The organism is Tepiditoga spiralis, from assembly GCF_014701195.1.
Classification (GTDB): domain Bacteria; phylum Thermotogota; class Thermotogae; order Petrotogales; family Petrotogaceae; genus Tepiditoga; species Tepiditoga spiralis.
Map to the genome: position 1 here is coordinate 2,164,980 of NZ_AP018712.1, position 12,835 is coordinate 2,177,814.

The 12,835-nt window shown below is 24.7% G+C and carries 10 protein-coding genes; all 10 read right to left on the reverse strand.

All coding sequences use genetic code 11. The features are described from left to right. The 10 genes from IGS63_RS10105 to mutS are packed head-to-tail and all read right to left on the reverse strand — an operon-like array spanning position 1 to position 12,825. Positions 1-438, reverse strand: a complete 438-nt coding sequence (locus IGS63_RS10105) for a GatB/YqeY domain-containing protein (RefSeq protein ID WP_190614665.1) — start codon at positions 436-438, stop codon at positions 1-3. A 22-nt stretch (positions 439-460) separates the two neighbouring features. Next, a complete protein-coding gene (gene ligA, locus IGS63_RS10110; RefSeq protein WP_190614666.1) occupies positions 461-2,452 on the reverse strand; it encodes an NAD-dependent DNA ligase LigA in 1,992 nt (663 codons plus the stop codon). 1 nt (position 2,453) lies between these two features. Next, a complete protein-coding gene (gene acpS, locus IGS63_RS10115; protein WP_190614668.1) occupies positions 2,454-2,810 on the reverse strand; it encodes a holo-ACP synthase in 357 nt (118 codons plus the stop codon). Beyond that, positions 2,807-4,873 carry a cell division FtsA domain-containing protein gene (locus IGS63_RS10120; protein WP_232521216.1) on the reverse strand — a complete coding sequence of 689 codons (2,067 nt, stop codon included), beginning with the start codon at positions 4,871-4,873 and terminating at the stop codon, positions 2,807-2,809. The genes acpS and IGS63_RS10120 overlap by 4 nt, the downstream gene beginning before the upstream one ends. 2 nt (positions 4,874-4,875) lie before the next feature. Further along, positions 4,876-7,203 (reverse strand): endonuclease MutS2, encoded by a 2,328-nt coding sequence (locus IGS63_RS10125; RefSeq protein WP_420856927.1) that lies wholly within the window; start codon positions 7,201-7,203, stop codon positions 4,876-4,878. Next, positions 7,176-7,709 (reverse strand): hypothetical protein, encoded by a 534-nt coding sequence (locus IGS63_RS10130; protein WP_190614672.1) that lies wholly within the window; start codon positions 7,707-7,709, stop codon positions 7,176-7,178. Before IGS63_RS10130 ends, IGS63_RS10125 begins: the two co-directional genes overlap by 28 nt. Next, on the reverse strand, positions 7,706-9,529 hold the full coding sequence (dxs, locus tag IGS63_RS10135; protein WP_190614674.1) for a 1-deoxy-D-xylulose-5-phosphate synthase: 1,824 nt from the start codon (positions 9,527-9,529) through the stop codon (positions 7,706-7,708). Before dxs ends, IGS63_RS10130 begins: the two co-directional genes overlap by 4 nt. Then, on the reverse strand, positions 9,516-9,929 hold the full coding sequence (nusB, locus tag IGS63_RS10140) for a transcription antitermination factor NusB (protein ID WP_232521217.1): 414 nt from the start codon (positions 9,927-9,929) through the stop codon (positions 9,516-9,518). Before nusB ends, dxs begins: the two co-directional genes overlap by 14 nt. 4 nt (positions 9,930-9,933) lie before the next feature. Beyond that, the gene (locus IGS63_RS10145; protein ID WP_190614677.1) at positions 9,934-10,326 is read right to left on the reverse strand and encodes an Asp23/Gls24 family envelope stress response protein; all 393 of its coding nucleotides are present in this window, start codon (positions 10,324-10,326) and stop codon (positions 9,934-9,936) included. 48 nt (positions 10,327-10,374) lie between these two features. Further along, positions 10,375-12,825 (reverse strand): DNA mismatch repair protein MutS, encoded by a 2,451-nt coding sequence (mutS, locus tag IGS63_RS10150; RefSeq protein WP_190614679.1) that lies wholly within the window; start codon positions 12,823-12,825, stop codon positions 10,375-10,377. Positions 12,826-12,835: the final 10 nt, after the last annotated feature.

Here is a 12,835-nt window from a genome sequence, read left to right on the forward strand (position 1 = left end):
TTATCCTAAAATTTCTTTTACTATTTTTGATATTATAGAACCATCTGCTTGATTTCCAATTTTTTGAATAGCAGTTTTCATTACTAATCCAAATTGTTTAGGTGTTGCATTCATTTCTTTTATTATTGAACTTATTATATTTTTTATTTCTTCTTCACTCATTTCTTCTGGTAAATAATTTTTTAAAAACGCTATTTCTTTTTCTTCATTTACTACTAAGTCATTTCTTCCAGCATCTTTAAATTGTTTTATTGATTCGTTTCTCATTTTAACTTGCTTTTTTATTATTTTTATAATTTCATCATCATTTAGTTCTTTTTGTGTATCTATCTCCGCTTTTTTTATTTCTGATCTCAATAATTTTACTGTATTTAAAGCAATTTGATTTTTTTCTTTCATGAACTTTTTTAAATCTTCCATTAATTTTTCTTTCAACATAATTTTATTCCTCCTTGAGTTTTTAATTATAATTTTTAAAAAATTCTTCTTCTAACATAATTGATATTCCAAATTTTTTTGCTTTTTCTAATTTGCTTCCTGGATTTTCTCCAACCACTAATATTTTTGTTTTTTTAGTTACATTATTGGAAAAAATACCACCTTTACTTTCTACATATTTAGAGAATTCCCTTCTATTCATATTTTTTAATTCGCCAGTTTGTGAAACTATATACCCTGATAATTTTCCTTCTTTTACTTCTTTTTTATAAACAGTATTTACATTAGCATTTTTTAATTTCAAAAGTATTTTTTTTACATCTTCTTGATTAAAAAATTCTTTTATTGAACGCGCCATATCTTCTCCTATACCTTCAACTTCCATTAATTCATGTAATGTTGAAGTTTGAATTTTGTCAATTGATTTAAATTTTATGGCAAGATTTTTAGCATTTTTAATTCCAACAAGAGGTATACCTAATGCAAATAATAAATTTTCTAAATCAGAGTCTTTTGATTTTTCTATTTCTGATAGAAGATTATTTATGGTTTTTATGCCTATTCCACTTCCAAGCGTTGCAAGTTTAAAAGAATTTAAATAATATAAATCACTTGGATCAGAAATCAGTTTGCTTTTTACCATTCTTTCTATTAATTTTGGTCCTAATCCTTCTATATTCATCCCATCTCTTGATACAAAATTTTCTAATATTCGTATTAATTTTGCAGGACAAAGTGGGTTTAAACATCTTATTGCAACTTCTGAAGGATTAATTTTCCCTGTTTTTCCACCACATTCAGGACATTTTTGGGGTTCTAAAATAATTTTTTCTTCACCCGTTCTTTTTTCTATTTTTACACCTACAACTTGTGGTATTATACCACCAGCTTTTTCAACATAAACAAAGTCTTTTTCTCTAATATCTCTTTCTTTTATATATTCAAAATTATGAAGACTAGCCTTTTTTACAGTAGAACCTTCAAGTTGTATAGCTTCAAATTCTGCAACAGGAGTTATTATGCCACTGCTTCCAACTTGTAATTTAATATTTTTTATCTGAGTCAATTTTCTTTCAGCTTTAAATTTGAAAGCAATTGCCCATCTTGGTGCGCGTGAAGTTTCTCCAAGTTCTCTTTGCATTGAAAATTCATTTACTTTTGCAACAGCTCCATCTATATCATAATCTAAATTTTTTCTATTATTACTCCAATATATCCAATAATCGATTAATTCATTTTCATTTTTACATATTTTATTATGCTCATTTATTTTAAAACCTAGTTTTTTTAAAAAAATCATAGCTTCTTCTTGTGTTTTTAAATTATAATTATTTGGAAATAAAATATAATAAATAAAAGCATCTAATCTTCTTTTAGATACTTTTGAGGAGTCTAAAAGTTTTAAAGTTCCAGCTGCAGAATTCCTTGGATTTGCAAATATATTTAAGCCTTCAATTTCTCTTTCTTCATTTATTCTTTTAAATTCATTTATTGGCATAAAAACTTCCCCTCTAACTTCTATATCTATTTTTTCATTTAAATTTAAAGGGATACTTCTAATAGTTTTTATGTTTTGGGTTACATCTTCACCAAAAATTCCATCTCCTCTAGTTAAAGCCTGTATTAATTTACCTTTTTTATACTTTAAGGATATTGATACACCATCTATTTTTAATTCACAATAATATTTTACATTTGGAAAATTTTTAATTATCTTTTGATTAAAGTCAATTATATCTTTTTCATTATAAGTGTTATCTAAAGATAACATTGGCAATGTATGTTCTACTTTTTTAAATTCATTTACAATAATTCCACCAACTCTTTGAGTAGGTGAATCTTGAGTTTTTAATTCAGGAAAATTTTCTTCAAGAGTTATTAATTCTTTAAATATTTTATCATATTGAGTATCTGAAATTATTGGATCTGATTTTATATAATATCTATAATTGTGTTCTTCTATTTCTTTTTTTAATTTTTCATATTTTTCTCTTAATTTAGCAGGTACAGACATTTTAATCCTCCAATTTTTCTACAATAACCATTGCAATAGCATATTCTTTTTCATGAGATATTGATATGTTTATATTAACATTACCAAACTTATTTTTTAGATACTTATGAGTTTCTTTTGATAAGTAAGGAACTTCATTATCATCTTTTAATACAGAAATTTTATCCATTGGAATGAATATTTTAAAGGCTTTTGTTAAAGATTCTTTTACAGCAAATCTACCTGCAGCAAATTCTAGTTTTCTATTTATAGCATAGTTTTTACATATTTCTCTTTCGCTTTCAGTTAATATTTTATTTAATAATTTAATATTTAATCTGCTTATTTTTACTATATCGGTACCTATTCCTAAAATCATTTATAATTAAACCTCACTGATGAATTTGGTGGAAGTGTTTGCATAAAACTTTCTACTTTTTTACCATTTATATATATTTCAAAGCTTGTTATTGTTCTTGTATCTATTGAAAGATGTGCCAATAAATCTATTATAGTTGGATTTTTTTCTATTTTTTCAATAATATAATTTTCTCCCTCAGATATTTTTTTGTTTTTATCTATAATTTTATTTCCAACTTTAATTAAGCATTCTTCTTCAGGTAAAAAAATAGTTTTTCCATTAAAGTCTATTGCTCTTTTTTTTACATCAACATCTATAAAATCACCAATTACTGGTAAATCAACTTTTTCAATTTCAAATGAATCCATATTTTTTATTTCATAATCATCTTTTAAAACTTCACCGTTTTTTAATATAACGGTATTACTAGGTATTTCATAAGGTATACCATCTATGGTAAAATAAATAGTTTTATTCGAACTATTTGTTACATTTTTTAAGTATATTTTTTCTAAAGTTATTTTATCTCCATCTTTTATTATAGTATCTATATTTGATTCTTTGTTATTAACTATTATTTTTGGATAAATTTTTTGTGGTTTTCCATTTAAAAAGTATTTTATTGGATTTATTACATCTTTTACCTTTAATATTAATGGTTCACCATCTTTTGGAGTTCCAATAGTTATTCTATCTCCAGAATTTATTTTTGTTTTTAAAGAAGCTGGTCTATCATTAACTGATATTGGTGCTTCTTTTCCCATATTTCCTTTTTTTATAGTTAATTCACCATTTACTTCATAGGTTATTGCTGGTGATGGCTTTCCTATGAGTTGAGATAAAGAATATCCATCTTGTAATAATACTTGTAATACAGTTAAATTAGTACCTACCATCATCATATTTACGGTTTTTCCATTTATATAAACAGATGTAAAAACATTCCCTTCATTTTTCAAAGCCACATTTGCAATTCCAACAGGTGTAATAAATTCACTTCCTACTAATTCTTTTTCACCTTCAAATTTTATAGTATTTAATGATTTTAAATCTTTTAAAGCTATTCTATTTTTAGGTAAACCTAATTTTTCACCTAATTTTTCTTTAAAACCTGGTACTTTTCCTCCTCCACCAACAACCATTACTGCAACTGGTGGTTTTCCATTTAATTCTAAAATTCTATCAGCTATATTTGTTGTTATATTATTTATTACTGGTTCTATTATTTCTAAAACTTCTTTCTTAGTTATTTCTTGTTCAAAATCCAAAATATCTTTATATATAAATTTTTCTTTTTCGTGTAAATGCTTTTTTATTTCTTCAGCCGCTTTAAAATCTATTAATAATTTTTTTGTTATAGAATCTGTAATTTCATCACCTGCCATAGGAACCATTCCATATCCAACTATAGTTCCTTCATTTGAAACAGCTATATCACTAGTTCCTGCTCCAACATCAACCATAACAATATTTAAGTTTCTTAAATCTTCTGGAACAACAAGATTTATTGCTGCTATAGGTTCAAGAGTTATATGTGCTGGTTTTAAATCGTTTAATTCCAATACAGATATCATAGCTTCAACTACATTTTTGGGTAAAAATGCAGCAATAACTTTTACAGAAGCCTTTGTACCTCTTTGTCCTTCTAATCTTTTTATCCATTCGTCATCTAATTCATAGTAAAGTACTGAATAACCAACACAATACATTCCATTATTTTCATTTAATTTTTGAGTAGCATCTTTTACAGCTTCAATTTCAAAAGTTTTTACCAAAGAATTATCAATATATCTTGTACTACTTATATCAGCTATATGTTCTCCCGTTGTTGTTATTAAAAATCTTCCAGCAAGAGCTACAGCAACATCTTCAAGTTTTTCACCTAATTTTTCTTCAAGTTCCTTTTTTACTTTTGTTACTCCTTTTGCAACTTTTTGAACATCATGTATTTGTCCGTCAACCATTGCTCTACTTTCATGTTCTCTTATTGAAGTATGTTTTATAATTAAATTTTCATTTTCATCATAATCAGCAATAACACCAACTAATGTTCTTGTACCAACATCAAGGCTAAAAATCATTATTACACCTCCACAACGGTAACCCCTGTGCCACCTTCATTTGGTTTTCCAACCCTAAAACTTTTTATTTCTTTACAATTTCTTAAGTATTCCCATATTCCCAAAGATAATTTTCCAGTTCCTTTGCCATGAATTATATAACCTTTATTAAAATTTGAAAATAACATATCAGAAATAAGATTTTCTATTTCTGGTATAGATTCAGCTACTGTAAACCCTCTTAAATCTATTTCTGGTATTTTTGTACTTGAGTTTGAAAAAGAGGTAACTTTATTTATTTTTTCTTTTTTCTTCGTTGGTATTAATTCGTTTATATTATAAGTTAAATTAATAGGTGAATTTTCAATTTTAATTTCTGCTTTATTCTTTTTTATAGATATAACCCTTCCAATAGTTCCACCTGGAGCTTTTACATCCATACCAACTTTTATGGTATAACTATTCTTAACCTCATTTTTTTTATTTAATATTTCAATTTTATTAGAAATATCTTCTAATTTTTTTAAATTTTTCTTTAAAGAATCTGTGTTTTTTTGATTAGATGCATGTTTTATATCACTCATTATATTATAAACTTCATTTTTTAAAAATCTTATTTCATTTTTAAGTTTTAAAGTTTCATTATCAAGTTTTTCAACTTCTTTATTTTTCAATTTCTGATATTTTTTTTCATATTGTTTTTTCAATTGTTCTATTTCATATTTTTTCATTTTTATCTTATTCTTTTCTTCTTCAATTGTTTCAAAAGAATTAGCCATTTTTGAAAATAAATGCTCACTTTTTATATATTCTTCGCCTATATTATTTTGTGCATCTCTAAGTAATTCTTCATCAAATCCCATTCTTCTTGAAATTTCTATTGCATGTGAAGCACCAGGAACTCCTATTAATATTTTATATGTTGGTCTTAATGTTTGAACATCAAACGACATGGAGGCTGTTTCTAATCTTTTTTCCTCTATTGAATAAGTTTTTATTTCAGAAAGATGTGAAGTTATAAATAAAATGGAATTTTTATTTAATAATCTTTTTATTATAGCTCTACCTAAAGCAGCTCCTTCAATTGGATCTGTTCCTGTTCCAAGTTCATCTATTAAGATTAATGAATATTCATTTGCTTCATCTAATATTATTTTTAAATTTTTTAAATGCGAAGAAAATGTACTAAGATTTTGTGTTACGCTTTGTGAATCTCCTATATCTGTAAATATATTTTTTATATACGGTAATTTTGCCTCATAAGATAATATAGGAAAACCAGCATGAGATAATAAAAAAGCAAGACCTATTGATTTTAATGTGACTGTTTTTCCACCAGTATTTGGACCAGTTATAATCATTCCTTCTTCATTTAATTTTAAATTCAAAGGAATAACTTCACTTTTAGGGATTAAAGGATGTCTCAATCCATTAAAAAATATCTTTTTATCTTGTTCACTTGGAGTAACATATATTCCTTTATTATTTATTGCATAATTTGCTTTTCCTATCATACTATCTATGTATGAAATTACTTTTATATTATTTTTAATAGATTTTAATCTTTTTACCGTTTCAAAATTTATATGTGAAATAATTTTTGAAATTTCAGTTTTTTCATCAGACTTTAATTTCAAAAGTTCTTCATTTAACTCTATTAATTTTTCGGGTTCTATAAAAAAAGTTGATCCAGAATCAGATTTTCCAACAAACATTCCTTTAACTCTACTTCTATATTCACTTTTTACTGCAAGACATTGTCTTTCATTCCTAATTATTGGTCTATCTATTGATAAATATTTTCCAAACTTATTTATCAAAGATGATAAAGTTCCAGAAGTTTTATTTTTTATTCTATTTATATTTTTTCTTATTGTAAATAAAGACAAAGTAGCGTTATCTTCTATTTCACCATCTATGCTTATAGTTTTATAGAGCATAGATACATATTCTCTATGATAAATAAAATGAGAAAATTGTTCTTCAATATTTTTATCAAAGTTTTGTTTATTTTTACTAAAGATATCATATATTTGATTTAAAAAATTTGCAATATTTCTATACTCTTTTATTTCTACTAAAGAATTTAATTCTATTTTTTCTAATGTTTCTGTTATATCTGGTAAACCTCTTAAATCAATGTATTTTCCTGTATTAAAAAGATTAAAAAAACTTATTGAAATATCTATTTCAATTTTTATTTGATCTATATTGAGCATTTTAAAATTATTTTTTATAAAATCCCTTCCATATTTTGTATGACAATTTTCAGAAATTTTATTTAATGTTTCATATATTTGTAAGTCATTGTATAGTTTTTCTTTTAAAATTGTAACTCCACCCCCAAAAATACAGGTATATAATTAATTATAGTATAATCATCATTTGATTTATAATATCTTGTTTCATAACTAGAACTCAAATGGAATATTCCTATATTTAATCCACCTCCAACTAATACTTCCGTTGAAAAAGATACTAAATTGTCTTCGCTATGAACACCACCATATGCAATTATAGAGTAATTTATATTTTCTATTATTTTACCTTTATACACTACGTTTAACCCCAATGAATAAGATATTGTTCCAATTTTCGGATTATATAAATTTAACATTGTATCTTTAAAATTATTATAAAAAAAACCAAAGTATGGTCCAAAATATATTTCATTTGAATCTTCTGTTGGAACTAAATAACTTATTCTTCCTCCAATATAATCTGCTTTCAAATTTGTATCAAAATTCGTTATAGCAGATGTAGCACTTTGAGTTACTTCATAAGAATAATTAAAAAATATTTTAGAAAAATTAAATATAGTAAAAGATATGATTATAAATAAAAATATTTTTTTCAAGATAAATTCACCCTTTCAAGTATCTTTTCAAAATTAGTTTTTATAGACACTAAATCAAGTTCACAAATTTTTAAAAGTTCTTCACGCGTTCCATGAGTTACAAAATCCTTTATACCATATGCATATACCTTTTTATTTTTTATTTCTTCATTAAAACCGCCTTGTAAAATACCTTCTTCATAAGTAATTACTATAGATGCATTCTTATTTATTTCATTCATTATATTATTATCTATTGGTTTTATACTTCTTACTCCTATTATATTAACTTCATAATCTTTTAAAGCCTTATAAACAGTTTTAGATAGCGTTCCAACGGCAAGTGCATAAATATTTGAATTTGATTTTTTTAAATACTTCCAATTATAATTTACTTCTTTTAGACTCTTAAAAAGATCTTCCTCTTTTCCAAGATAATATTCTTTTGGAAATCTTATAAACCTTGGTTTATTTATTTCTTTAACTATTGACGTATAAATCATGTTTGCTAGATCAAAACCATCCAATGGAGTTAAAACTTCTATATTTGGAATTGGTCTTAAATAAGCTATATCAAAAATCCCATGGTGAGTTGGTCCATCTTCACCAACTAATCCAGCTCTATCTAATAAAAATAAAACAGGTAAAGATTGTAAAGAAACATCGTGTATTAAAGAATCATAAGCTCTTTGTAAAAATGTAGAATAAATATCAACAATAGGAAGTATACCTGTTAAAGATAGTGCTGCTGCTGTAGTTACTATACTTGGTTCAGTAATTCCCATATCAATCATTTTTTCTGGAGCTTCTTTTTTTAATTCATCAAGTCCTGTCCCTGATGTCATAGCTGCTGTAAAGGCTAAATATCGATAATCTTTTAATATCGATAAAGTTTTACCAACTATTTTGCTATAAGACAACCCTTCTTTTTTTATAGACATACCATGAAATTTAGATGGATTCTTTTCTGCTTTTTCAATTCCTTTTCCTTTTGTTGTAAGAACTTGTAAAACAGCTGGACCATTATTATAATTTTTTAAACACTTCATAAATAACTCTAATTCTTTTATGTTATGACCATCTACTGGGCCATAATACTTTATTCCCATATCTTCAAAAAAACCAGCTGGTTCTGAATAAATACTGTATTTCATTCCATTTCTTAATTTTTTTAATATTAGTTCTAAATCTTGCCCTATTTCAGAATCATTTAAACTCTCTTTTATATATTTTTTTATTGTATTATATGATTTTTTAACACGTATTTTAGAAAACAAAGTTGAAAGTGTTCCAACATTATTTGATATAGCCATATCATTACTATTTAAAATTATTTTTATGTTTGTTTTTTGATACTTTAATTGATTTAAAGATTCTAAAGCCATTCCACTTGTAAAAGCACCATCTCCAATTACAGTAACAATACTTCTTGATTTTTCTAAGACTTTATCTCCAAGTGCATAACCAATACCTGCTGCAATAGAGGTTGCTGCATGTCCTGCAATAAATCTATCAGTTCTTGATTCATTTATATTTGTAAAACCACTAATACCATTTAATTTTCTTAATGTTTTAAATGCTCCCCACCTTCCAGTGAGGAGCTTATGTACATATGCTTGATGACTTGTATCCCATATAATAACATCTTCTTCTGGATTAAAGGTTCTGTACATTGCAAGAGTTAATTCTACAACTCCTAAATTTGAAGCAAGATGACCATTTCCTTTTGACACAATATTATAAATATACTTTCTTATATTTTTTGCAAATCCATCAAGTTGTTTATAATTCATTTTTCTTGTTGCATTATAAAGCATTTTTTCTTTTTTATAATCTTTCATATTTCCTCGCAATCCTATCTAATATTCCATTAACAAATTTCCCAGACGTTTCTTCTGAATATTTTTTTGATAATTCAATAGCTTCGTCTATTATAACCTTAATGGGAGTTTCTTTTTTTTCTAATATTTCATAAATTGCTAATCTTAATACACTTTTTTCAACATTTCCTATTCTATCAAAAGACCAATTTTTTAAATTATCTTCAATTATTTTATCTATTGAAGATAAATTTTCTTTTATATACTTTACATAAATTAAAGGTTCTTCCATATTTATTTTTTTTTCTTTACATATATCATTAAGATTTTCAATTAATTCATCTAATTTTATTTCAAAAAAATTTAATTGAAATATACTTTCTATAACAGCTTCTCTAATTTTTCTTTTTGGTACAGGCACTTTATCACTCCTCAGTTTTTTCTTCATATTCTTTTGTTTCAATTATTGATTGTTCTAATTCTTCGGTAATAGGGTATTCAAGAGATTCTACAATTACTTCTATATTAGTTACATAAACATCAGCCATTTTTTCTAATTCGTTTTTTATTAATTCTTGTAATTTTTTAGAAAATTCAACTATATTTTCTCCATATTTAGCAGCTGTTTTAACTGTAACTGTTATACTTTGATCCTCATTTTTTCCTATTTTTATATTTTTTGGTAAATCTTTTTCTATTTTTAAATTATATATTTTTTCTTCCTTTAAAAATTTTTCAAGAGATTTGTAAGCTATATTTTTTAAAACAGTTTCAGAAATATTTATTTGTCCAAAATTATTTTCTTCTTTTATAGACATAGTAATTCCTCCTTTTGAAATTTAATTACTATAAAATTATACCATAATTCAAAATATTTTTATTTGCCCTTTAGGAACTTTATATCTCTTTTTCTTTACATTTTTCATTTTTTTTAAGTTATTTTCTAAATCTATCTTATTTGATATTAAATCCAAAACTTCTTTAGAACGTGTAATTATATCAATTGGAAACCCTGCCAACTTTGCAACTTCTATTCCATAGCTGTTATCACTTACACCATCCTCAATTTTGTGTAAGAAAATGACACCATTTTCAGTTTCTAAAACTTTAACCCTTTTAGTAGTAACACCTTCATAAATATCAGCCATCATAGTTAATTCAGTATAATGAGTAGCAAATATAGAAATTGATCCTATTACTTGAAAAATATATTCAGAAATTGCCCAGGCAACAGAAATACCATCTAAAGTACTCGTACCTCTTCCAACTTCATCTAATAAAACCAAACTATTTTTAGTAGCATTATTTAATATAGTTGACATTTCCAACATTTCCATTAAGAAAGTTGATTTTCCTGTAATGATATCATCTCTTGCGCCTATTCTTGTAAAAATTCTATCATAAATAGGTAAAAGTGCCTTTTTAGCAGGTACAAAACACCCAATTTGAGCCATTACACTTATTATTCCAACTTGTCTTAAATATGTCGATTTTCCACTCATATTTGGTCCTGTTAAAATTATAAAAAAGTTTTCATTATCTATATCAAAATCATTTGATGTATATTCTTTTGAAAATTTTTCAACTACAGGATGTCTTCCTTGCATTATTTTAGATTTTTTGTTTTCTGTAAAAGTTGGTCTTACATAATTATTTAACACAGAAATTTCCGCAAAAGATCTTAAAACATCTAATTCAGAAATTTTATCAGATAATTTTTTAATCTTTTGAGTATAAGAATTTAGCCATTCTAATAATTCTAAATACAATTTTTTTTCTATTTTCCTAATCTTATCTTCTGCTATTATCATCTTTTTTTCTAAATCTTTTAATTCTTCAAAAATAAATCTTTCATTATTAGTTAATGTTTGTCTTCTTATATAGTATTCTGGAACTAAATTTGCTTGCGTTTTTGAAACTTCTACATAAAATCCATATATTTTGTTTCTTCCAACTTTTAATTTAGTAATACCAGTTTTTTCTTTTTCTTTATTTTCTATTTCTTTTAATATTTTATCTATATCAAAAGATAAATTTCTATACTCATCTAATTCTTTAGAAACACCTTCTTTTATTACAAAACCTTTTCCTACATCATTATTTGCATTTTCAAATAATGTGTTATTTATTTTTTCTTTTATATTTTGAAGTAAATTAATATCTTCAAAAAAATTTGATAGCTCACTACTTTCTAATAATTCATAAATATAAGGTATAGCATTTAAAGATGTTTTTAAAGCTAAAATATCACTCGGAGTAGCTTTTAATAAAGAGATTCTTGTAGAAATTCTATCAATATCTCTTATGTATGATAAATATTCCTTTAGTTCATTCATTAAAAGTCTATCTTTGTACATTATTTCAACATTATTCAATCTGTTTTCTATGACGTTTTTATCTATTAAAGGCCTTAATAAATATTCACGTAATAATCTATTTCCCATAGGAGTCTTTGTTTTCTTTAAAATATCATATAATGTTTTTCCTTTTGTTTCATTAGAAGGTATTAATCCTAAATTTGTAACTGTATTACTGTCAATATACATATATTCTAAGGTTTTTAATCTTTTTGGAATTTTAAAATGTTTTACTTTTGAAAATTGTGTTACTTCTAAATACTTTAAAACAGCAGAAAAAGTTATTAATTCATCTTTTGAAAAACCTAATATATTAAAATCAATTGAACCATAACTTTCTTCCAATTGATTTTTATAATTTTTTGAAAAATACCATTCATCTAAAGATTCTATATAAATTTTATTATTAATTTCTTTTATTTTTTTTGATAAATCTTTTAGTTCTTCAGACAAAAGAATTTGTACAAAATTTGATGAAATAATAAAATCTATTAATTCAGATTCATTAAATTCAAAAGAATCTAAATAGACCTCTCCAGTTGAAAAATCAAAAATGCTGACAATATATTTTCTGTCATCATTTTTTTTAATCAATAATGAAAAACTATTAATTTCATCTAGCATATTTTCTTCTATAATTGTACCTGGAGTAATAATTCTAGTTACTTCACGTTTTATTATACCCTTTGCATCTTCTGGATTTTCAAGTTGCTCACAAATTGCAACTTTCAAACCATTTTCTAACAATTTTTTTAAATAATTATCAAGAGCATGATATGGAATACCAGCCATTGGATGTCCATTTCTATTAGTTAAAACTATTTGTAGTATATCACTTACTCTTTTAGCATCTTCAAAAAAAGTTTCATAAAAATCGCCTAATCTAAATAGTAAAACAGCATCTTTATATTGTTCTTTTATTTCAAGATATTGTCTTATCATAGGAGTAAGAGAAGCCATGAATAAAAAA